This is a genomic window from Streptomyces sp. NBC_00663, assembly GCF_036226885.1.
In the GTDB taxonomy this organism is placed as follows: domain Bacteria; phylum Actinomycetota; class Actinomycetes; order Streptomycetales; family Streptomycetaceae; genus Streptomyces.
On the sequence record NZ_CP109027.1, the window covers coordinates 5,542,909 to 5,565,060 of the forward strand.

The 22,152-nt window shown below is 70.7% G+C and carries 20 protein-coding genes; 9 read left to right on the forward strand and 11 right to left on the reverse strand.

The features are described 5' to 3' along the window. Positions 1-118: 118 nt before the first annotated feature. The 3 genes from OG866_RS25275 to OG866_RS25285 all read left to right on the forward strand — a co-directional run bounded on the left by OG866_RS25275 (position 119) and on the right by OG866_RS25285 (position 3,576). Positions 119-925, forward strand: a complete 807-nt coding sequence (locus OG866_RS25275; RefSeq protein ID WP_329338059.1) for a dioxygenase family protein — start codon at positions 119-121, stop codon at positions 923-925. Between the two features lie 498 nt (positions 926-1,423). Further along, positions 1,424-2,422, forward strand: coding sequence for a sigma-70 family RNA polymerase sigma factor (locus OG866_RS25280; RefSeq protein ID WP_329338061.1), 999 nt, complete (start codon positions 1,424-1,426; stop codon positions 2,420-2,422). Between the two features lie 518 nt (positions 2,423-2,940). After that, the gene (locus OG866_RS25285) at positions 2,941-3,576 is read left to right on the forward strand and encodes a TetR/AcrR family transcriptional regulator (protein WP_329344288.1); all 636 of its coding nucleotides are present in this window, start codon (positions 2,941-2,943) and stop codon (positions 3,574-3,576) included. Between the two features lie 70 nt (positions 3,577-3,646). On the opposite strand, the gene OG866_RS25290 is transcribed toward OG866_RS25285, so the two are convergent. After that, positions 3,647-4,630: a helix-turn-helix transcriptional regulator gene (locus OG866_RS25290; protein ID WP_329338062.1), complete on the reverse strand. Its 984-nt coding sequence runs from the start codon at positions 4,628-4,630 to the stop codon at positions 3,647-3,649. 62 nt (positions 4,631-4,692) lie between these two features. On the opposite strand from OG866_RS25290, the gene OG866_RS25295 reads away from it, so the two are divergent. From OG866_RS25295 to OG866_RS25315, 5 genes are all read left to right on the forward strand, one after another. Continuing rightward, on the forward strand, positions 4,693-6,210 hold the full coding sequence (locus tag OG866_RS25295; protein WP_329338063.1) for an MFS transporter: 1,518 nt from the start codon (positions 4,693-4,695) through the stop codon (positions 6,208-6,210). 256 nt (positions 6,211-6,466) lie between these two features. Further along, complete coding sequence (locus tag OG866_RS25300; protein ID WP_329338065.1) at positions 6,467-7,228, forward strand: DeoR/GlpR family DNA-binding transcription regulator; 762 nt, start codon at positions 6,467-6,469, stop codon at positions 7,226-7,228. Then, positions 7,225-8,172: a 1-phosphofructokinase gene (gene pfkB / locus OG866_RS25305; RefSeq protein ID WP_329338067.1), complete on the forward strand. Its 948-nt coding sequence runs from the start codon at positions 7,225-7,227 to the stop codon at positions 8,170-8,172. The genes OG866_RS25300 and pfkB overlap by 4 nt, the downstream gene beginning before the upstream one ends. A 466-nt stretch (positions 8,173-8,638) precedes the next feature. Then, positions 8,639-10,780 (forward strand): PTS fructose transporter subunit IIABC, encoded by a 2,142-nt coding sequence (locus OG866_RS25310; RefSeq protein ID WP_329338068.1) that lies wholly within the window; start codon positions 8,639-8,641, stop codon positions 10,778-10,780. A 124-nt stretch (positions 10,781-10,904) separates the two neighbouring features. Next, a complete protein-coding gene (locus tag OG866_RS25315) occupies positions 10,905-11,156 on the forward strand; it encodes a hypothetical protein (RefSeq protein WP_329338070.1) in 252 nt (83 codons plus the stop codon). 37 nt (positions 11,157-11,193) lie between these two features. Here OG866_RS25315 and OG866_RS25320 read toward each other — a convergent pair whose 3' ends face one another. The 4 genes from OG866_RS25320 to OG866_RS25335 form a co-directional block, all read right to left on the reverse strand. Next, a complete protein-coding gene (locus OG866_RS25320) occupies positions 11,194-11,940 on the reverse strand; it encodes a DUF6227 family protein (RefSeq protein ID WP_329338072.1) in 747 nt (248 codons plus the stop codon). Positions 11,941-12,123: 183 nt separating this feature from the next. After that, entirely contained in the window at positions 12,124-13,341 is a 1,218-nt protein-coding gene (locus OG866_RS25325) for a L,D-transpeptidase (protein ID WP_329338074.1), read from the reverse strand. A 181-nt stretch (positions 13,342-13,522) separates the two neighbouring features. Next, positions 13,523-14,551, reverse strand: coding sequence for a P1 family peptidase (locus tag OG866_RS25330; RefSeq protein WP_329338076.1), 1,029 nt, complete (start codon positions 14,549-14,551; stop codon positions 13,523-13,525). A 115-nt stretch (positions 14,552-14,666) separates the two neighbouring features. Then, complete coding sequence (locus OG866_RS25335) at positions 14,667-15,905, reverse strand: low temperature requirement protein A (protein WP_329338078.1); 1,239 nt, start codon at positions 15,903-15,905, stop codon at positions 14,667-14,669. Between the two features lie 184 nt (positions 15,906-16,089). Here OG866_RS25335 and OG866_RS25340 point away from each other — a divergent pair, with 184 nt between their 5' ends. Next, entirely contained in the window at positions 16,090-16,266 is a 177-nt protein-coding gene (locus OG866_RS25340; protein WP_329338080.1) for a hypothetical protein, read from the forward strand. A gap of 46 nt (positions 16,267-16,312) precedes the next feature. Here the strand turns inward: OG866_RS25340 and mscL are convergent, their stop codons facing one another. From mscL to OG866_RS25370, 6 genes are all read right to left on the reverse strand, one after another. Continuing rightward, positions 16,313-16,786 carry a large conductance mechanosensitive channel protein MscL gene (mscL, locus tag OG866_RS25345; protein WP_329338082.1) on the reverse strand — a complete coding sequence of 158 codons (474 nt, stop codon included), beginning with the start codon at positions 16,784-16,786 and terminating at the stop codon, positions 16,313-16,315. Positions 16,787-16,924: 138 nt separating this feature from the next. Further along, positions 16,925-17,461: a hypothetical protein gene (locus tag OG866_RS25350; RefSeq protein WP_329338084.1), complete on the reverse strand. Its 537-nt coding sequence runs from the start codon at positions 17,459-17,461 to the stop codon at positions 16,925-16,927. A 154-nt stretch (positions 17,462-17,615) separates the two neighbouring features. Further along, positions 17,616-18,449, reverse strand: coding sequence for an S-methyl-5'-thioadenosine phosphorylase (locus OG866_RS25355; RefSeq protein ID WP_329338085.1), 834 nt, complete (start codon positions 18,447-18,449; stop codon positions 17,616-17,618). A gap of 100 nt (positions 18,450-18,549) precedes the next feature. After that, positions 18,550-18,861 carry an FmdB family zinc ribbon protein gene (locus OG866_RS25360; RefSeq protein ID WP_329338086.1) on the reverse strand — a complete coding sequence of 104 codons (312 nt, stop codon included), beginning with the start codon at positions 18,859-18,861 and terminating at the stop codon, positions 18,550-18,552. Between the two features lie 68 nt (positions 18,862-18,929). Continuing rightward, the gene (locus tag OG866_RS25365; RefSeq protein WP_329338087.1) at positions 18,930-20,222 is read right to left on the reverse strand and encodes an MFS transporter; all 1,293 of its coding nucleotides are present in this window, start codon (positions 20,220-20,222) and stop codon (positions 18,930-18,932) included. Positions 20,223-20,509: 287 nt separating this feature from the next. After that, positions 20,510-22,045 carry a potassium/proton antiporter gene (locus OG866_RS25370; protein WP_329338088.1) on the reverse strand — a complete coding sequence of 512 codons (1,536 nt, stop codon included), beginning with the start codon at positions 22,043-22,045 and terminating at the stop codon, positions 20,510-20,512. Between the last annotated feature and the right edge of the window lie 107 nt (positions 22,046-22,152).

Here is a 22,152-nt window from a genome sequence, read left to right on the forward strand (position 1 = left end):
AGAAGGCTCCTTGAAAGTTAAACAAGTTCGGAGTATGTTCAGGAAGGTAGAAGTTTTAGAGTTCAAGTAACACCTGAAAAACTGTGTTCATATAACACCTTTCGGAGGGAGCCGCGCCATGTCCGCCGCAACCCAGGAGCGCACACCCCTGGAGCGCATGCCCGCGCTCTACCTCAGTCACGGCGCGCCGCCGCTCGCGGACGACCCGATCTGGCCCGGCGAACTCGCCGCCTGGTCCGCGGACCTCCCGCGCCCCAAGGCGATCCTCATGGTCTCCGCCCACTGGGAGGAGGCCCCGCTCGCCCTCGGCGCGGTCGAGACCATCCCCCTCGTCTACGACTTCTGGGGCTTCCCCGAGCACTACTACCAGGTGACGTACGGCGCCCCCGGCGCACCCGCGCTCGCCGAGTCCGTCCGCAAGCTGCTGCGCGCCCCCGGCGTTCCCGTCCAGGACATCCCGGACCGCGGCCTCGACCACGGCGCCTACGTGCCCCTCGTCGAGATGTTCCCCGAGGCCGACATCCCGGTCCTCCAGATCTCCATGCCGACCCTCGACCCGGTCAAGCTCATGGACATCGGCCGCAAGCTGGCCCCGCTGCGCGACGAGGGCGTCCTGATCGTCGGCTCCGGCTTCTTCACCCACAACCTCGCCGCGCTCCGGCACACCGGCGGGGGAGTGCCGAGCTGGTCCTCCGAGTTCGACGACTGGGGCCGCCGGGCCCTGGAGACCCGGGACTGGGACGGGCTGCTCGACTTCCTCCACAAGGCCCCGGCCGGCCGCTACGCCCACCCGCGCACCGAGCACTTCGCGCCCCTCTTCGTGACGATGGGCGCGGCCGAGGTCTCCGGCGAGCTGGACACGCAGCGCTCGGTGATCGACGGGTTCTGGATGGGGATGGCGAAGCGGTCGGTGCAGTTCGGCTGAGGCGGTACGCCCCGCGGGGCATAAGGGCCGGATGTGGTGTAGCTGTGAATTCCGTGGGAGTGCGCTGACCTGGCAACCATCGGGGGGTGCCGGCCGTCTTCTGGGGCAGGGGACGACCGACGGCGGCGGCTTTTCCGGTCCCTCACCCGGACCGGACGGCGGTCCATTCCAGGGTCGGACGGCCACGCCGAGTGTGACGGGCGTCTCATGGGAGCAGGGGCGGGAGGGGTTCATGAGGAGCCGGGGATCGGTCTCGACTCATGGCCTGACCTGCGGCTCCGTGGAACCGGTCGGTACCGTCGCCGACCGTGTGGCCGCGCAGGATACTGCATGATCAGAAAAATAGGGGGACGGGTTGGGAATTCTGTCCTGATTCCAGTCGTTGTTTCCATCGGAAGCAGGGCACCCGAGGAGAGTCCGGACCGGACAGTGCCGGACCGGATCGGGACCAGGCATCCAAGGACCACCCGCCAGCCCACATCGCAAGGGAGCACACGCATGGCAACCCGTGCCGTCGCCCGTCGTCAGTCCGCCTCCGGTGGGGCCGTCGACAAGGCACGCAGTGTTCGCGCCCACGCCGGCGAGATCGCCGACCGCGACCTGGTCGGCATGTATCTCGACGAGATCGCGCGTACCCCGCTGCTCGACGCCGCCAAGGAAGTCGAGCTGTCCCAGATGATCGAAGCGGGTGTGTTCGCGCGGCAGGTTCTCGACGGGTACGAGGAGTCCAAGGCGGACGCCACCCGCGAGGAGCTCGAAGCGCTGGTCGACGAGGCCGAGCGGGCCAAGGACGTCTTCATCCGGTCCAACCTCCGCCTCGTGGTCGCGGTCGCCCGCCGCTACCCGCGCAGCGGCCTCCCCCTCCTCGACCTGATCCAGGAGGGCAACGCGGGCCTGGTGCGCGCGGTGGAGAAGTTCGACTACCGCAAGGGCTTCAAGTTCTCCACGTACGCCACCTGGTGGATCCGCCAGGCGATCACCCGCTCGATAGCCGACCAGTCGCGCACGATCCGCCTCCCCGTCCACCTCGTGGAGGAACTCGGCCGTATCCGCCGGGTCCAGCGCGAGTTCAACCGGGAGAACGGCCGCGACCCGGAGCCCGCCGAGATCGCACAGGAGCTGGGCTCCACCCCCGAGCGCGTGACGGACGTCCTGGACTGGGCCCGCGACCCGGTCTCGCTGAACATGTCGATCGACGACGACGGCGACACCCAGTTCGGCGACCTGCTGGAGGACACCTCCGCGGTCTCGCCCGAGCAGTCCGTCCTGACCCTCCTGCGCAGCGAGGAACTGGACGACCTGATCGGCCGCCTCGACCAGCGCACGGCGTCCATCATCAAGATGCGCTACGGCATCGACGACGGCCGGGAGCGCACCCTGACCGAGGTCGGCAAGGAGCACGGGCTGACGCGCGAGCGCATCCGCCAGATCGAGAAGCACGCCCTGCTGGAACTGAAGAAGCTGGCCCGGGACACGGGTTTCGACGCGGCGGCGTAGGGCCGACCGCAGCGGCGTGGGCGTGCCCGCGCACGCCGGGTGTCGCAACGCGGCGCAAACATGGCTGTGTTGGGTCGCTTCAAGAGGCAGGACCCTGGGAACAAGACTTCAGGGTCCAAGAGTTCAGGTACATGAGTTCGAGAACGCGAGTTGTACGAGTCCGGTCTTCTGTCGAGGGCCGGGCCCCAGAGCCAAGTCCCGACGCACTCCCCCCGGCGCCGGGACTCTCCCTGAGCCGGACTTCGGCGCCCTCCCCCCGGGTGCCGGGGTCCGGCTCTGCTCTTTGCCCTTCGTGCGCCTGGTCGATGCGAGGGCATGCTGGACGGCGGGCCACCCCGTACCTGAACCCCGGGGTGGCCCGCCGGATGGCAGATTGTGTCACATGGGCATAGCCTGCCGATGTGAGCAGCCCCACCCCAGCATCGCGTTCCACCAGTTCCGCCGGTTCGGCCGGCTCCTCCCGTGCGTCGTCGTCGGCGCCGGTCTCGCTGACCGAGCGGCGCAAGGCCGAGACGCGGATGGACATCGCCAGGGCGGCGGCGGGGCTCTTCGTCCAGCGCGGGTTGCGCGCCACGCGCGCCGAGGACATCGCCCAGGCCGCCGGTATCGCGCCGCGCACGTTCTACCGCTACTTCGCGACCAAGGAAGAGGCCGTCGCCCCGCTCTACGCGGCAGGCGCCCAGCGCTGGGCGGAAGCGGTGCGGGAGGCACCGGCGGAACTCTCCGTGCCGGAGGCCCTGGAACACGCGGTACGCCGGACCCTCACGCCGGGTGTCGGAGTCTCCGCCGCCTCCTGGGAATGGGTACGCACCTTGATCCGCCTGGCGGAGACCAGCCCGGCGCTGGGCAAGGTGTGGGCGGAGGTGTGCCGGGATGCGGAGGGGATGTTGGGGGAGGTGTTGGAGGAGCGGGGGGCGCGGGGCGGTGGGGTGACGCAGGGTGCTGACAACGTTGCCGATGCCGACGCAGATTCCGCCGGCTCAGCCGTCACCGCTGAGATCCGCTTCGCGGCGGCGGTCGCGAGCGCGGCGGTGCGGACGGCGGTGGAGGCATGGGTGGCGGGCGACGCGCGGGTGAGCGGGCCGGGGGGACCGGCGGAGTTGGCGTTGCGGAATCTGAGGGTGTTGGAGGGGTTTCCCTGGGGGCGCCCGTAGCTCGGTGGGCGCGGTGGCGAGCGAGCCCCCCGCCCAGCCCCCACCCCGGGCACCTCACGACCGGGTCAGTTCACCCGCCCGCGGCCCGAACCATCCGCTCCCCCAACCCCCGTACACATTCCACCAGTTCACTAGGCGATTCCACCGTGAAGTCGACCCCCGTCATGGCAAGCCGAATCGCCAGCCACTCCACCGCGTCCCCCGACTCCCCACGCAGGCGACAGCGGGCCTCACCGGAGTCACCCACCTCGCCCACCGCCTCCGGCGTCCCCACCCACCCCGGCACCCGCGCCGCGACCACCTCCGCCGAAGCGGCGAACGTGACGGCGAACTCGTACGTCTCCTGCCGCCGGTACATCGACTGCCGCAGATACTCCGCCGCGCTCCCCGTCGGCAACTCCCGCGGAGCGAACCGCGCCCCTGTGGCGAACGGCTCGCTCACCCGGTCGACCCGGAACGTACGCCAGTCGTCGCGATCGAGGTCGTACGCGACGAGGTACCAGCGCCGCCCGGTGGAGACCAGCCGATACGGCTCCGTCACGCGCCGCGACTCGGTCCCGTCCTTCGTGCGGTAGGCGAACCGCAGCCGCTCGTGCCCGGCGACGGTCGAGGCCATGACGGTCAGCGTCTCGGGCGCGATGCTCGCCCCGTCCCCGCTGGTCAGCGGCGTGGTCGCGGCCTGGAGGGTGGAGACACGGTGCCGCAGCCGGGACGGCAGCACCTGCTCCAGCTTGGCCAGCGCCCGTACGGACGCCTCGTCGACCCCCTCGACCGCGTGCCCGGCCCCCGCCCGCAGCCCGACCGCGATGGCGACCGCCTCCTCGTCGTCGAGGACGAGCGGCGGCATCGCCTTGCCCGCGACGAGCCGGTAGCCGCCGTCGGAACCCTTGCTGGCCTGCACCGGGTAACCCAGTTCGCGCAGCCGGTCGACGTCCCGCCGCACGGTACGGCGGGACACCCCGAGCCGGTCGGCGAGCTCGCCGCCGGGCCATTCGCGCGGGGTCTGGAGGAGCGAGAGGAGGTGGAGAAGCCGGGCCGGAGTATCCGTCGTCATGAGTTCGAGGATGCCGTAGATCTAGGACACGATCTGACCTAATGCGGTCGTAGCTTGAGCACATGACCTCCACCGAAACCGTGGTTTCCACGCCTGCTCCTACGCCTGACCGGCGCCGCTGGTTCGCTCTCGCGATCGTGATGACCGCGGCCTTCATGGACCTCGTCGACGTCACGATCGTCAACATCGCCATCCCGTCCATCCAGGCCGAGGCGGGCGCGAGCGTCAGTCAGATCCAGTGGATAACGGCCGGCTACGCGCTCGCCTTCGCCGCCGGCCTCATCACCGGCGGGCGTCTCGGTGACATCCACGGCCGCAAGCGGCTCTTCCTCATCGGGATCGGCGGCTTCACCCTCGCCTCCGCGCTGTGCGGCCTCGCCGCGAACCCGGAGATGCTGGTCGCCTCGCGGATCCTGCAAGGCGGGATGGCGGCGCTGATGGTGCCGCAGGTGCTGTCGATCGTGCACGCGACGTTCCCGGCGGAGGAGCGCGGCAAGGTCTTCGGGCTGTTCGGCGCGATCGTCGGCCTGGGCGCGGTGTCGGGTCCACTGCTCGGCGCCCTGCTGACGGAGTGGAACATCCTCGGCCTGGAATGGCGCCCGATCTTCCTCATCAACCTCCCGGTCGGCATCGCGGGTCTGATCCTCGGCAGCCGCTACATCACCGAGTCCAAGGCGCCGCGCGCCCTGCGCCTTGACCTGGTGGGCGTCGCCCTGGTGACCCTCGGACTGCTCATGCTGCTCTATCCGCTGACCCGGGGCCGTGAGCTGGGCTGGCCGCTGTGGGGGTACCTGTCGATGGCCGGCGCGCTCGTCGTCTTCGCCGCGCTGGTGACGTACGAGAAGCGCAAGGCCGCCCGCGATGGCTCCCCGCTCATCGAACTCTCCCTGTTCCGCGTGAAGAGCTTCGCCGCCGGCATCGCCGTCCAGACCGTCTTCGGCATCGGCCTCGGCATCTTCTTCCTGGTGTGGACGCTGTACATGCAGGTCGGACTGGGCTGGCGTCCGCTGAAGGCGGGGCTGACCGGGGTGCCGTTCTCGATCGCGGTCTCCCTGGCCGCCGGGCTGTCGGTGCAGAAGCTGGTGCCGCGCGTCGGAGGCCGTGCGGTCCTCCAGTCCGGGGCGCTGACCATGACCGCGGGTGTGCCGCTCTACCTCTGGGAGGCCGGCCGGTACGGCACCGCCATCGCTCCCTGGCAGATGGCCCTCCCGCTGGTCGTGATGGGCCTCGGCATGGGCCTGATCTTCGCCCCGCTGACCGACATGGTGCTGTCGGGCGTACCGCGCGAGCACGCCGGATCGGCGTCCGGCCTCATCAACACCGTGCAGCAGATGGGCAACGCGCTGGGGCTCGGCCTGGTGTCGGTGGTCTTCTTCAACGAGATCCCGGACGCGCTGCGCCCCGAGCAGGTGGGACCGGTCTTCGTCGACGCCTTCCAGCACGCGCTGGGCTGGGTCGCGGCGGTCATGGCCCTGATCTTCCTGCTGATGTTCGCGCTGCCCAAGCGGGGGGCGCAGCATCTGGAGGGGGCGGGGGAGGAGCCGGCGGGCGTGAACGAGAAGCAGCCGGAACTCGTCTGACCTGAGCGCGTGGATCCCTGAGCAGGTGAGTACGTGGATCCCTGAGTACGTAAATCACTGAGTATGTGGAGAAAGGCCCGGCGCCCCTGTGCGCGCCGGGCCTTCCGCATGTCCTGACCAGGCCGGAAGTCCGTTCATGCCCGAATCGGGCCCGAACCTGTTTACTTTCCAGAAATCCGGGCGTAGCCTCCAGGCGAAACCACAAGTTCGGGCATCAGTCGGAAACGACCGGACATCGAGTCGGAGGCGAGCGGACATGTACGCACCGGAGCGGCAGCAGGAGATCCTCCGGCTCGCGCGTGACGGCGGGCGGGTGGACGTGCTCTCACTGGCCGAGGAGTTCCAGGTCACCGCGGAGACGATCCGCCGGGACCTGAAGGCCCTCGACCGCGCGGGCCTGCTGCGCCGCGTGCACGGCGGAGCCATCCCCGCCGGGCGCCTCGACTTCGAGCCGGACCTCGCCGAGCGCGAGACGACGGCGGCCGACGAGAAGGACCACATCGCCAAGGCGGCCGTCGCCGAACTCCCGACCGAGGGCACGCTGATCCTCGACGCCGGCACGACGATCGCCCGCCTGGCCGGCGCCATCCCGCTGGAAGCCGCGCTCACCGTCGTCACACACAGCCTGCCGATCGCGGCCCGCCTCGCGGACCACCCCGGCATCCAGCTCCACCTCGTCGGGGGGCGCGTACGACACCGTACGCGCGCCGCCGTCGACGCCTGGGCGCTCCGCGCGTACGGCGAGATCCGGGCAGATGTCCTTTTTGTGGCGGCCAACGGCTTCTCCGCCGACCATGGCCTGACCACCCCCGACCTCGCCGAGGCCGCGGTCAAGCGCGCGGCGATCGCCGCCGCCCGCCGTGTCGTGCTGCTCGCCGACTCCTCCAAGCACGGCCAGGAGCACTTCGCCCGCTTCGGCGACCTGAGCGACGTGGACCTGCTGATCACCGACAGCGGGCTGAGCCCCGAAGACGCCACCGCCATCGAGCGCGGCGGCACGGAGGTAGTGCGCGCATGATCCTCACCGTCACCCCGAACCCGTCCCTGGACCGCACCTACGAGGTCCCCTCGCTGGAGCGCGGCGAGGTCATCCGCGCCACCGGCGAACGCATGGACCCGGGCGGCAAGGGCGTGAACGTCTCGCGCGCGGTGGCGGCCGCGGGCCGGCGCACGGTCGCGGTTCTGCCTCTGGGTGGTGCGCCGGGGGCGCTCGTCGCGGATCTGCTCGACGCGCAGGGCATCGAGGTCGCGCCGGTCCCGGTCGCGGGCGCCACCCGCTCGAACATCGCGCTGGCCGAGTCCGACGGCGTACTGACGAAGATCAACGCTCCCGGCCCGGAGCTGTCGGCGGAGGAGCAGGAACTGCTCCTGGAGACAGTGCGGGCGCAGTCGCGTGACGCCGACTGGATCGCGTGCTGCGGGAGCCTGCCCCGGGGGCTCGCGCCGTCGTGGTACGCCGACGTGGTCGCGCGGGCGCACGCCGGAGGTGCGCGCATCGCGCTGGACACCTCGGGGCGTGCGCTCCTGGAGGCGCTGCGCGAACGCCCCGACGTGGTGAAGCCGAACGCCGAGGAGCTCGCGGAAGCCGTCGGGCGCCCCCTGTCCACGGTGGGCGACGCGGTGAAGGCGGCCGAGGAGTTGCGCGAGATGGGCGCACGCGCCGTGCTCGCGAGCCTGGGCGCCGACGGACAACTCCTCGTGGACGGCGAGGGCGCCTGGTACGCCAGCGCACGCGTCGACACCGTCCGCAGCAACGTGGGCGCCGGCGACTCCTCCCTCGCCGGCTTCCTCATCGCCGGCGGCAGCGGCCCGGAGGCCCTCGCCTCCGCCGTCGCCCACGGCGCCGCCGCCGTACAACTCCCCGGCAGCGTGATGCCGACCCCGTCCGACCTGGACCCGGCCGCGGTGACGGTGACGGCGGAGGTACCGGTGGACCGCGCACTGAAGGAGCCGGTGTCATGACGAACCGTTTCGCTCCTACGACGGTGAGGGCGCCGGTGGCGTGCGCCTCCAGCTCCGCTTCTACGACGGTGAGGGCGCCGGACGCGCGTGGCGCATCGGCGATGACGTCCCCGGCGAGGCGCGCCTCCGTGCCGGCTGTGGCGACCTGCGCGGCAGCGCGCGCCACCGCAACGGCCAAGGCGCCCGGCCCGGCTCGCTGGGCGCTCTCCACTCGTCCGGCACCCCTCAGTGGACCGGCCATGAAGCGGCGAGGCTCCCCGTTACTCGCCGCGGCCTGCGGGCGGCAGGGCCACCTGAGCCGCCCTGCCGCCCGGTGGGGGCGAGGCTTCCCCGGCCTCGCCCCCACCACCCCGGAGCTCATCCCCGAGCCCACCCCCATGACCCCCCACTGCACCCCCGTCCCCACCCTCGTCCCCGCCCCCGCCCACTGCACTCCCCGGGCGATACGCGTGCGAAGGAGCCCGCGATGAGCGACATGATCACCGCGGACCTGGTCGATCTCGACCTGTCCGCCGACACCAAGGAAGCGGCGGCACGCGCCCTCGCCGAACGCATGGTCACCCTGGGCCGGGTGACCGACCTGGAGGGCTTCCTCGCCGACGTGGCCGCTCGCGAGGCCCAGATGCCGACCGGCCTGGACGGCGGCATCGGCATCCCGCACTGCCGCAGCGCGCACGTCACCGAGCCGACGCTGGCCTTCGGACGCAGCGCCGCCGGCATCGACTTCGGCGCGGCGGACGGCCCCGCCGACCTGATCTTCCTGATCGCCGCGCCCGCCGGTGCGGACGACGCCCATCTGACGATCCTGTCGTCGCTGGCGCGGCAGCTGATGAACGCGGAGTTCACCGACGCGCTGCGCGCGGCGGGTGACGCGGCGACAGCGGCGGCGCTCATCCGCGGGGATGCGCCGGAGGCGGACGCGGCCGGCGCCTCCGCGGACGTATCCCCGGGCGCCCCCGCGGGCGCCTCATCGGACTCCGTGGCGGTGTCGGGGGCGGCCTCCGCCGATACCGCCACGGGTACCGCGGCCCCGGCGCCGGGCGGCCCGACCGCTCCGGCGCCGGGCGCCACGGACGCGAGCGGGGCGGACACCGCCGACGCGCGCCCCTTCCGTATCGTCGCCGTCACCTCCTGCCCGACCGGCATCGCCCACACCTACATGGCGGCCGAGTCCCTGGAGAACGCGGGCCGTGAGGCGGGCGTCGAACTCGCCGTCGAGACCCAGGGCTCGGCCGGCTTCACACGGCTCGACCCGGCCGTCATCGCGGCGGCGGACGGCGTGATCTTCGCCCACGACGTCCCCGTACGCGACAAGGACCGCTTCGCCGGCAAGCCGACCGTCGACGTCGGCGTGAAGGCGGGGATCAACCGTCCCGCCGAGCTCATCACCGAGGTACGTGGGAAGGCGGCGCGCGGTGAGGTGACCGGGGCGCCCGGAACCGGCTCCACGCCGGTCGAGCGCGCGGGCGACGCCGGTGACAGCTACGGCACCAAGCTCCGCAAGTGGCTGATGACCGGTGTGAGCTACATGGTTCCGTTCGTCGCGGCGGGCGGTCTGCTGATCGCCCTCGGCTTCGCGATCGGCGGCTACCAGATCAACGAGGCCAAGCCGGTCATGGAGCACTTCGACTGGGGCCAGGTCGACAGCTGGGGCGCGCTCCTCTTCCAGATCGGCGGCATCGCCTTCGGCTTCCTCATCCCCGTCCTCGCCGGCTACATCGCCTACGGCATGGCGGACCGGCCCGGCCTCGTGCCCGGCTTCGTCGGCGGCATGATCTCCGTCAACATCGCCGCAGGCTTCCTCGGCGGCCTGGTCGCCGGTCTGCTGGCCGGTGCGGTCGTCCTCGGCATCCAGAAGATCAAGATCCCACCGGTGCTGCGCGGCATCATGCCGGTGGTGGTGATCCCACTGGTCTCGTCGATCGTCGTCGGCTTCCTGATGTTCATCGTGATCGGCAAGCCGATCGCCGAGGCCCAGAAGGCGATGACGGACTGGCTGAACGGCCTCTCCGGCACCAACGCCATCCTCCTCGGCATCCTCCTCGGCCTGATGATGTGCTTCGACCTGGGCGGCCCGGTCAACAAGGTCGCCTACGCCTTCGCCACCGCCGGCATCGCCGTACAGGACCCGAGCGACTCGGCGATGAAGGTCATGGCAGCCGTGATGGCGGCCGGCATGGTGCCGCCGCTGGGCATGGCCCTCGCGACGACCGTGCGCAAGAAGCTGTTCACCGAGACCGAGCGCGAGAACGGCAAGGCGGCCTGGGTGCTCGGTGCCTCCTTCATCTCCGAGGGCGCCATCCCGTTCGCCGCCGCCGACCCGCTGCGCGTCATCCCCGCCTCCATGGCGGGCGGCGCGGTCACCGGTGCGCTGACCATGGCCTTCGGCTCCACCCTGCGCGCCCCGCACGGCGGCATCTGGGTCACCTTCCTGATCGGCAAGCCGTTCCTGTACCTGCTGGCCATCGCGGTCGGCACGGCGGTCACGGCGGGCCTGGTGATTCTCCTCAAGGGTCTGCGCAAGACGGCCCCGGGAGAGACCGCCGCCGCCCCCGACGGCACCGCGGCGGCTTCGACGACGGAGACGAAGCAGCCGGTCGCGGCGTAGTAGGAGACCCACCGACTCCCGTCATCGCCATGCCCCTTTGGGCGGCTGTGAGTTGTTCACGGCACCTGCGAGATACGTCACGGTCCGGGACCAAAGTCCCGGACTGTGGTGTCTACTGGGGCGCATGCCTGAGCACGTCTCGATCTTCCAGATGGCGGGAATGGCCGTCCTCGCCCTGGCGACCGTCGTCTGGGCGATCGGCCTGACCCGCGTCCTGCGCCGCGGCCGAGAGGCCGCCCTGTGGGGAGCCGCCCCCACCCTCGGGGGCCTTCCGTACCAGCGGCAGGCGGGCCCCGACCTGGAGTCCGTCCAGCTCACCCCGGCGGAACGGGACGCCTTCGCGGGCCTGGTACGACAGCTCAGCGACGGCCGCTGAAGCCCAAGAGCTCACCCGCTCGTCATGCGGGCGCGCGTCACGAAACGCGCGCCGCCCGCCGCTCCATCGCATCCCGGGCGGCGTCCTCGGAGACGTACACCTCGCACATGTGCCGCCCGTCGGGCGTGGCCGTGTGCTCGACCTCCCACAGGGAGATCTCCTCGCCGTCACGCAGCAGGAACGCATGCTCGTAGAGCGAGAAGCACAGTCCGATGCGCCCCGCGCGGCACGGTCGTCCGAACGCCTGCGTGATCTGGTGCGCGCACGCGTCCGCCAGCAGCGCCGCCGTCTCCGCACCCGGCCGGTCCGGGTTCTCAGCGCGCCGCAGCAGCCGACGCGCGTGATCGGCGGAGTCGTCGGGCATGTACGCGTGCCGGGGCGCGGGGATCGGCGACAACTGCACCGTCACCGGCAGCTCGAAGTCGGGAGTGTCCGCGGGCAGCGGCAGCCGGGCCGTGGCCGCGCGCAGCTCCTCGTCGTCCACGTACACCTCGTGCTGCGGGTCGCTGCCCGGCACGGTGTTGTGGACCAACTCCCAGAGCGTGAGCGCGGAGCCGTCGGCGAGCAGCCAGGTGTGGCGGTAGGTCTCGCGGTGCAGCCCCGCGCTGTGGTGCGCGGAGTGCAGTGAGCTGTCGTGCGCCAGTGCGCAGTCGAGTCGCTGTATCGCCTCGTCGGGCAGCTCGAAGGAGTTCAGCGCACGGCCGAGGAGTCGCGCGAGGTGCTCCTCCGGAGACTCGGGCGACTCGCGTGGCTCGTACGCTGCTGTCTCGTACGGAACGCTCAAGGTTTCTCCCGGCGTTGCTGCATGTCACCTTGTGGGTGCATACCGTAGCCCCTCGGTCGGACATCATGTCCGGGAACCGAGAAAACGTGCGCACAGAAAACTCGCGGGCCGTGTGAGAAGTTCCCACGCGGCCCGAAGATCCGTCAAAAACAGCCGGTCAGAAGGCACTTGGCGGGCAGGAACTCACGCGGCGCTGCCGGCGGTCCACTGGCTCCACGACATGTTCCAGCCGTTGAGCCCGTTGTCCGGTGCCACCGTCTTGTCGGGCGAGTTCTTGACGATCACGACGTCCCCGAGGATGGAGTTGTCGTAGAACCACTTGGCGCTCGTCGCCCCCGAGCCGCCCTGCGCGTCCTGTAGTCCCACGCACCCGTGGCTGGTGCCGGTCTGGCCGAAGGGGGGATTGGCCTTGTTGTACCAGTAGTTGCCGTGGATGAACGTCCCCGACTGGGTCAGACGCATCGCGTGCGGCACGTCCGGGATGTCGTAGGCGTTGTCGAGCCCGACCGTCCGGCTGTCCATCCGCAGCTTCGGGAACTTCTCGGAGATCACCATCTGTCCGTTGTAGGTGGTGAACTCCGCGCTGCCCGCCGAGATCGGCACCGACTTGAAGGTCTTGCCGTCCCGCACGACCGTCATCGTCTGCGTCTTCACGTCGACCGTGGAGACCTGCGACCGCCCGATCGTGAAGCTGACGGTCTTCTTCTGTACCCCGACGACGCCGTTCGCGCCCTTCACGCCGTCCAGGTCGATCTTCATCGTGACCTTGGAGCCGGCCTTCCAGTACTCCTGCGGCCGGAAGTCGAGCCGCTGCGACCCGAACCAGTGCCCGACCACCTGCTGCCCGCTGCTGGAGGAGACCGTGATGTGCGACTGCACGGCCTTCTTGTCGCTGATCGCCTTGTCGAAGCTGAACGACACCGGCATCCCGACCCCCACCGTCGTACCGCCGTCCGGCGTGTACGTCCCGATGAAGCTGTTCGCCTTGCTGACCGTGGTGAAGGTCGAGTCGTCCGAGACGGCACGCCCGTCGGCGTCCTTCGCGGTCGCCGATATCTCGTACTTCGTCTCCCGCTCCAACTGCTCCTTCGGCTTCCAGCTGGCCCCGTCCGCGGAGAGCGTGCCCGGCACGTCCTGCCCCGTCCCCGCCACCTTCATCTTCACGACGGTCAGCTCGCCCCCGCTGACCTTGACCCCCGTCGTGTTGATCGACGCGCCCGTCGAACCGTTCTTCGCCGAGATGACGATCTTCGCCGCCGACGTCTTCGGGGAGTCCCCGGCGCCCTTGCCGTCGTCCTTGCCGTCGGCGCCGCCGCCACAGGCGGTGAGAGTGAGGGCGCCGACCGCCAGAACGGCACAGGCCCCCAGTGCGCGCCTCGTTGCTATGTCCGGCGTTGTCACGAGCTGCTCCCGGTTCGTGTGATGTGCGTGATCCGCTCCAGTGCGTGGAGAAAGAGCGCATCCATGACCGGTCGGGTTCCCCCAGTCGACGGTGAACGCCATCACGTGACACAACCGGGACAATCCCCACACGAAACGCGCCACCCCGGAGCACAGGCCCCCGGCCCCCGTCCCGTCCCTGTCACCGACCCCCGTACAACTCCCCGTACGACAGCCACTCCCCACCCGGTCCGCGCACCGACTCGGCCGCGCGGACGGCGCGCACGATCGCGCGGGTCACCATGTCGGCGCCCGCCGCGAGGAGTTCGTTGAGCGCCAGGGGGTGCTCGGCGTCCAGCGCGCGCTCTCCCGTCGCCAGCGTGAACACCGTGTCGCCGTCGTTGAGAAGGTGCACCGGCCGTACGGCGCGCGCGATGCCGTCGTGCGCCGTGCCGGCGAGCTTCTGCGCCTGCGCCTTCGACAGGTCCGCGTCGGTGGCGACGACCGCGAGCGTGGTGTTCAGAAGGGGAGCCGCGTTCTTGGCCGCGGTCTCGGCGAGCCGCCGACGCGCGGCCTCATGTACATGCGCCTCCGGATAGTCCACGCGCCCCTGGAACAACTCCCCGTACAGAACGCCCGTTTCCGGATCCAGTACGGCGCCCGCCGCGTTGGCCACCACCAGCGCGGCGACCGTGATCCCCGACCCGAGCACGACGCTCGCGCTGCCGACCCCGCCCTTCAACGACCCGACAGCGGCGCCCGTACCCGCGCCCACGCCCCCTTCTTGCACGCGCGTCCCGGGCGCGCTCGCCGCGGCCTCCTCGACCGCCGTCCGGCCCACGGAGGCATCCGGCCTGGCCCGGAAGTCGCCGCCCCGCCCGAGGTCGAAGACGCAGGCGGCGGGCACGACGGGCACGACGTGCGTCGGATCCGGCCCGACACGCACCCCGCGCCCCTGCTCCTCCAGCCACGCCATCACGCCGGTCGCGGCGTCGAGTCCGTAGGCGCTGCCCCCCGTCAGAACGATCGCCTCGACCTTCTGCACGACGTTGCGCGGGTCGAGGGCGTCGGTCTCCTTGGTGCCGGGGCCACCGCCGCGCACGTCCACGGCGGCGACGGCGCCGCCCTCCGGGGCGAGCACCACGGTGGTGCCGGTGAGCCAACCGTCGCCGGTGCGCGTCGCGTGCCCCACGCGCACACCGGCGACGTCCGTCAGAGCGTCAACTGTCATGGCCCCAGTCTCGTCCAGGCCACCCCGACACCCGCCCACCGGCGCGACGCTCGCACCGGCACCGACCGACCGGCGCGGAACCGGCACTGACCGCCGGAATCCGCGCCGGCGCCCATCACCCGACCGGCGCCGGTGCCGCCTGCTTGCGCTCACGGGTCGCCATCCGCGCCGTCAGCGTCGTCCCCGTGGCCACCGCGAGTGCCGAGACGATGCCGGCCGCGAGCACGGCCCAATCGCCCAGGAACGTGCAGGCGATCACCAGCAGCGCTGTGACCGGCAGTACCAGCTGCTGCGCGGTACCCACCTTGAAGTAGCGCGAGTGCAGGGCCCAGACGGTGAGGAGATAGAGCGCCGTCGGCAGCGTCACCGCGGCCGACGCGGCCAGCGTGGAGATGTGCGCCTCGCCGACCGCCTGCTCGACCGCCACCTCCAGCCCGGCGCCGATCGCGGCTGCCGAGGCGAAGATCAGGTAGTGGCCGTAGCCCCACAGGAACGCCTGCTTGCTGGTGCGCAGCCTGCCGTGGATCGGCACGACGAAGTAGATCCACCACGCCGCGAACACGATCAGCAGCCCGCCCGCGGCGATCGGCAGCAGTTCACCGAGCGCGTCGTTCTCGTCGACGGCGGACTTCACGGCGACCGTGGCCGCGGCGATCGTCTCGCCGAGGACGATGATGGTGAACAGCCCGTACCGCTCGGCGATGTGGTGCGGATGCCAGGAGGAGGTGAAGTCCTTCTCCGCGTACGCCGGCACGCACATCTCGACCACCGCCATCACGAGGAACACCCAGGGCCTCGCCCCCACGGGCAGCACCACAAGCCCCAGCCAGCCGACCATGCAGAGCAGCACGCCACCGGCGTACCGCAGAGCCATCGTCCGCTCCGCGCCCTCGCTGGACAGCGCCACGCGTATCCACTGCGCGGACATGGCGAGCCGCATGATCACGTAGCCCAGCCAGACGGTCAGGAAGTCGTGGTCCTCGAAGGCCCGCGACACCCCGGCCGCGAGCACCAGCACACCGGCGATCTGGACCAGGGTGACGACCCGGTAGAGGACGTCGTCGTTGTCGTACGCCGAGGCGAACCAGGAGAAGTTCATCCAGGCCCACCAGATGGCGAAGAAGACCATCGCGTAGTTGAGGATGCCTTCGCCGGCATGTCCCTCGGCGATCGAGTGCACCAACTGCACGCCCGCCTGGGCGATGGCCACGACGAAGCACAGGTCGAAGAAGAGCTCCAGGGGCGAGGCGACCCGATGCGCCTCGTCGCGCCCGCGGGCGCTGAGCCTCCGCAACGGACTACGGGGGGCGTGCGCGTCGGAGGGCGCTGGGGACGGAGTCGAACTGGACGTCATGCGTCCAAGCACAGCAGATACCGGCCAGAAATTCTTGTGCACGCTTTCACAAGCGGGCGAGGGTCCAAAGCCTCGGAAGAAACTCCAGGTCAGCCGAGCCCGGGACGCGACGCCATCGCCGTCCGCGACTCCGTCCAGAGCAACTACGCCCACGTCCGCTGGGGCCGGGCCGTACCCTGGACCCATGAGTACCGCCCCCGACCCGGCGCCCCGCGCTCCCAAGCCGTCGCTGATCTTCGACGACCCGCTGGACCAGCAGTCCTCGGACGACACGGACCGCGGCTGGGGCGAGCGGGGCGGCGCGGACAGCGCGGCGGACCTGAAGCGCTTCCTCGACGAGAAGCCGCCCCACCACCTCTGAGCCGCCCGCCGCACGGCCTGCCAGAACCGGCAGGCCGTGGCGGTCGCTACCGCTCGTCGTGGCCCGAGCCGCGCTGGGCGACCAGTGCGTCGCGGATCTCCTTGAGGACCTCCAGCTCGGTGACCTCGATGATCTCGTGCGTCCCCTCCTTCGCCTTCCTGCGGGCTTCCTGTCGCGCCAGGTACTTCGACATCGGCAGCACCATCAGGAAGTACACGACCGCCGCGGTGATCACGAAGCTCAGCGTCGCGCCCAGCACGGTGCCCCACATGATCTGGATGCCGCTCTGCACCGTGCCGTCCGCCGCGACCTTGCACGGGTCCTTCAGGCACGAGCTGTAGCCGTCGAGGTTCTTGGTCCCGATCGCCCCGACCAGCGGGTTGATCACGCCCTTCACCACCGAGTTCACGATGTTGGTGAAGGCGGCACCGATGACCACTGCCACGGCCAGGTCGACGACGTTCCCGCGCATCAGGAAGGCTTTGAAGCCATCCCAGACGTTCGGCTTCTTCTCGCTCACCTAGGGGACTCTCCTCGCAGGCACAGGTTGTGGAACAAACAGCTCCGCAACCTACGTCAACGCGAGGTGACCCTGTCCAATTGGGTAGCTCGAAAGGGGTGCTTGGCAGAAGGCCGCGCAACAGGCGGATCACACGGCTCAACACAGCGTCACCGCCAGTCGTGCCGTCGCGCTCGCACCCGCGAGGCGTGCCGCGATGGAGCGCGGCACCGAGAGCACCACCAGAGCGCCGCTCTCGACAGCACCCTCCAGCGGTTCGGGCACCTTCTTCACCCGCGCCCCGCGCGCGATCACCTGTGCGTCGCCGCCCGTCGCCGTCGATTCGGCGGCGATCACGTCGACCCGGTCTCCGGGCCGCAGCAGCAGAACCGTGGCCCCGTCGGCGATACGCACCGGCGCCGTCACCATCTCGACGGCACGGTGCTCCCGTACCGGCGCGGCCGTCGGGTGCCCGCGGGCCCCGTCCGCCCCGTCCGGACCGACGGCCAACAGCGCCGCGGCCGTCACGGCGAGGCCCGCCGCAAGGGCCCGCCTGCGATGCCGTACGAGCCGGGCCAGTTGACAACGACCGCCCCGCACCCGCACCGGAGCGAAGTGCGGCACCTCGCACGTGGCGGGGGCATCGCTGCCCGGCGGGCGCGGAACGAGAGGAGAGGGAGAAGGAGCGAACGACACGGGACCACCACCTGTGACAAGGAATCGGCTGGCAAGGCCACGATGAGGCCTCGCGCCGAATCCCGCCGAGACAGGTGGACGACCGACTGGTTGTGGAAAACTCCCGCACCCGAACGGGGAGTTCCGCCCTTCCGTCGCGGGGTACGGCGCCGTGTCAGGGCAGTTCGAAGCCCGGATCCATGCCACCGAGCGCCGTTGTGCACAGGCAGTCCCGCTCGTCGTTCGCCGGCAGCGCGGCCACCGCGTCGAACAGGACACCCCGCAGCCGGTCCACGTTCGCCGCGAACACCCGCAGCACCTCGTCGTGCGAGACGCCCTCACCGGTCTCGGCGCCCGCGTCGAGGTCCGTGACCAGGGTCAACGACGTGTAGCAGAGCTCCAGTTCACGAGCGAGCGCCGCCTCGGGATGACCGGTCATGCCCACCACCGACCAGCCCTGCGCCTGGTGCCACAACGATTCGGCGCGCGTCGAGAAGCGCGGCCCCTCGATCACCACCAGCGTTCCGCCGTCCACCGCTTCCCAGTCCCGCCCGCGCGCCGCCTTCAACGCCGCCGTCCTGCCGACCGGGCAGTAGGGGTCGGCCAGCGACACATGGACGACCTGGGGCACCTCGCCGCCGGGCAGCGGCAGCCCGTCGAAGTACGTCCCCGCACGGGACTTCGTACGGTCGACCAGCTGATCCGGCACCAGCAGCGTGCCGGGCCCGTACTCGGGGCGCAGCCCGCCCACCGCGCAGGGACCGAGGATCTGACGAGCGCCCACCGACCGCAGGGCCCACAGATTGGCGCGGTAGTTGATCCGGTGCGGCGGAAGATGGTGGCCGCGCCCGTGCCGGGGCAGGAACGCGACCCGTCGGCCCGCTATGTCACCGAGGAAGAGGGAGTCACTGGGCGGGCCGTAAGGGGTGTCCACCTGGATCTCGGTCACGTCGTCGAGGAACGAGTAGAAGCCCGAGCCGCCGATTACGCCGATCTCTGCGTTCGCCATGACCAGCACAGTAGCTGGCCCCGGGCAGCGGGCCGGAGCGGGCTTCTGAAAACGCCGAGGACCCCGCCGTCGTACGACGACAGGGTCTGCGGGTGAGTCCTTAAGCGGCGGAGGTGCTGCTGGAGGAGCCGCTGCTCGACGGCTTCGAGTCCGAGGACGACGACGTCGAAGAGGACGGCGTCGTCGTGGCGGACGTCGACTTCGACGACGTAGCGGGCGAGCTGCTCGACGAGGAGCCGCGGCTGTCGTTGCGGTAGAAGCCAGAGCCCTTGAAGACAATGCCGACCGCGGAGAACACCTTCTTCAGGCGGCCACCGCAGTTGGGGCACTCGGTCAGAGCGTCGTCGGTGAACTTCTGCACCGCCTCGAGGCCCTCGCCACACTCGGTGCACTGGTACTGGTAGGTCGGCACTTGTCTTCCTCCTGGCACTCTCACTCAATGAGTGCTAACGACGGTCCATAGTGACGTATTCCTGAGGATCAGTCCACCGTCACCGGCACGCGGTGACCGACGCCACGTGCGACCGTACGGCTCCGGGGGCGCGCCGCGAGCCGTGAACGCAGGGCGAGGAGGGTCGCCAGGGCGAGCAGTGTGCCGACCATCGGGACCAGGAATCCTGCACCGTCCCAGAAGCGGTCCTCCAGCTGCCCGGCGACCGTGACGGCGCCGGCTTGGCCCAGTGCCACCGCACCGGTCAGCCAGGTGAAGGCCTCGGTCCGGGCGCCGGCCGGCACCAGGTCCTCGACCAGCGTGTAGCCGGTGATCAGCGCGGGCGCGATGGACATGCCGACCAGGAGACCGAGTCCGGCCAGCGCGAGAACGGAGTGCGCGGCCCACAGGCCGGAGGCGGTCAGCGCGAGCGCGGCGTACCCGACCACGAGGCGCCGCTGCGGAGCGACCTTCCACGCGATGGCGCCGCAGGCGATGCCGGAGATCATGTTGCCCGCGGCGAAGACGCCGTACAGGACACCGTTCAGCCCGGGCTCGCCGATCGACTCGGTGAACGCGGCCAGCGAGACCTGCATGCCGCCGAAGACGGAACCGATGCCCAGGAACGTCACGATCAGCACGCGCACGCCGGGTATGCGCAGCGCGGAGCCGTGCTCCACGCGCGCGTGCCCGTCCAACGCGACCTGGGGCTGTGTGCCCTTCTGCGCGGCGAACAGCAGGCCGCCGATCAGGGTCAGCGCGGCCTCCGTCATCAGGCCGGCGGCCGGGTCGACCGCGGTGCACAGGGCGGTGGCCAGGAGCGGGCCGACGACGAAGGTCAGCTCGTCCGTGACCGACTCGAAGGCCGCCGCGGTGCTCATGAGGGGGGAGCCCTGGAGCTTCACGCCCCAGCGGGCGCGCACCATGGGGCCGATCTGGGGCACCGAGGCGCCCGTGGGCACGGCGGCGATGAACAGCGCCCACAAGGGCGCGTGGGAGAGCGCGAGCGCCGTCAGGGTCAGCCCCGACAGGGAGTGCACCAGCACACCGGGGATCAGCACGATGCGCTGGCCGTGACGGTCGGCGAGGCGGCCGCTGTAGGGCGCGAACACCGCCATGGAGACACCGGTGACCGCGGCTGCGGCGCCCGCCGCTCCGTACGAGCCGGTGGTGTGCTGCACGAGCAGCACGATGGAGATCGTCAGCATCGCGAACGGCTGCCGCGCGGCGAAGCCGGGGAGCAGGAACGTCCAGGCGCCGCGCGTGCGCAGCAGTTGCCCGTATCCGGGGCGGGAGGAAGCCGACGAGTCCTTCGACGGCTCGGTGGTGACCGTGGATGCCACGGCCCGTGCCTTTCTGCCGCCTGGTAGCGCGCCCGTGCGGGGGCGCCGAGAGCTGTCCTCGTGCGCGGAACTGCGGTAGATACCGGCGCCCACTGCGAGGGGTGTCCCGGCCGCCATACGGTCGCGCCAGCTCTGCGTCAGGCAGAGTTGGTTCGATCAAAGTGCGCCTTCATCGTACAGGGATCAATGGCTGATGTTCCTGTGAAAACGAGCACCATTGGGGTCGTTCACCTGCGATTGATGAAGGTGTGAACCGTGCGAAACATGCCCTTAACCGGCGGTCACTGTCAATGCCCCGGGGTCGCGCCGTCCGTCCCCAGCCATCCGGCCAGCTTGCCCCCGTGCCCCACCGCGCGCAGCCGCTTCTCCGCCGCGTCCCGGACGGGGTCCGTGGCGACCACGAGCAGTTCGTCCCCGCGGCGCAGCACCGTCGTGGGCAACGGAACGAACGATTTTCCATCGCGGACGACGAGGGTGACGGCGGCCCCGGCCGGCAGACGCAGTTCGTTGACCTCGACGCCGTGCATCTTCGAGGCGTCCGGGATAACGACGGACAGCAGGTGTCCGCGCAGCCGCTCCAGGGGCGCCGACTCGATGCCGAGGTCGGCGGCCTCGGCGTCCTGGCCCAGCCGGAGCTTGCGGGCGAGCCAGGGGAGCGTCGGCCCCTGGACCAGGGTGTAGACGACGACCAGGACGAAGACGATGTTGAAGATACGGCGGCTGCCGTCGACGCCGTTCACCATGGGGATCGTCGCCAGGATGATGGGCACGGCGCCGCGCAGCCCGGCCCAGGACATGAGGGTCTGCTCCTGCCAGGGCACCCGGAACGGTGTCAGGCACAGCACGACGCTGAGCGGGCGGGCGACCATGGTCAGCACCAGCCCGATGACGAGCGCGGGCCACACGTCGTCGCCCAGTTCGTGCGGGGTGACGAGCAGACCGAGCAGGACGAACATGCCGATCTGGGCGATCCAGCCGAGCCCGTCGGCGAAACCGCGCGTGGCGGGCCAGTGCGGGAGCTTGGCGTTGCCCATCACCATGGAGGCGAGGTAGACGCCGAGGAAGCCACTGCCGTGGGCCAGTGCGCCCGCCGCGTACGCCGTGACGGCGATCGCCATGACGGCGATCGGGTAGAGGCCGGAGGCGGGCAGGGCGACGTGCCTGAGCCCCCAGGAGCCCAGCCAGCCGACCGCGAGGCCGACGGCCGCGCCGATGGCCAGTTCCAGGGCTATCTCACCGATCAGCAGGTACCAGTGCTCGACGGGGCCCGCCGTGGAGAAGGCGACGACCAGGATGACGACCGGGGCGTCGTTGAAGCCGGACTCGGCCTCCAGCGTGCCCGTCACGCGCGCGGGCAGGGGGATCCGCCGCAGGACCGAGAAGACCGCCGCCGCGTCCGTGGAAGAGACGACCGCCCCGATGATGAGCGCCTGCCGCCACTCGAGGCCGATCAGGTAGTGGGCGGCCGTCGCCGTGACCCCGACGCTCACCGCGACGCCGGCCAGGGCCAGGGCGGTGGCGGCCGGCAGGGCCGGCTCGACCTCCTTCCACTTCGTGCCCAGGCCACCCTCGGCCAGGATCACGACCAGGGCCGCGTACCCGATGACCTGGGTCAGTTCGGCGTTGTCGAACTTGATGTCACCGATGCCGTCCTGGCCCATGGCGATGCCGATGCCCAGGTAGACGAGCAGGCTGGGGAGCCCGCTGCGCGAGGAGATCCGGACCGCTGCGACGGCGACGAGCAGGACGAGCGAGCAGACGAGCAGGAGCTGGTTGAGGTCGTGGACGGTCAGCGGCTGTTCCCTTCCCAGGCCCACGGGCATCACGCGCGCGTGGGCTCACGTACATAGGACACGAAGTGGCGGTTCTTCGCACCCAAGTACTTCGTTACCTTACCTAACTCTTGACGATTTCTTGACACTCCTCAGGG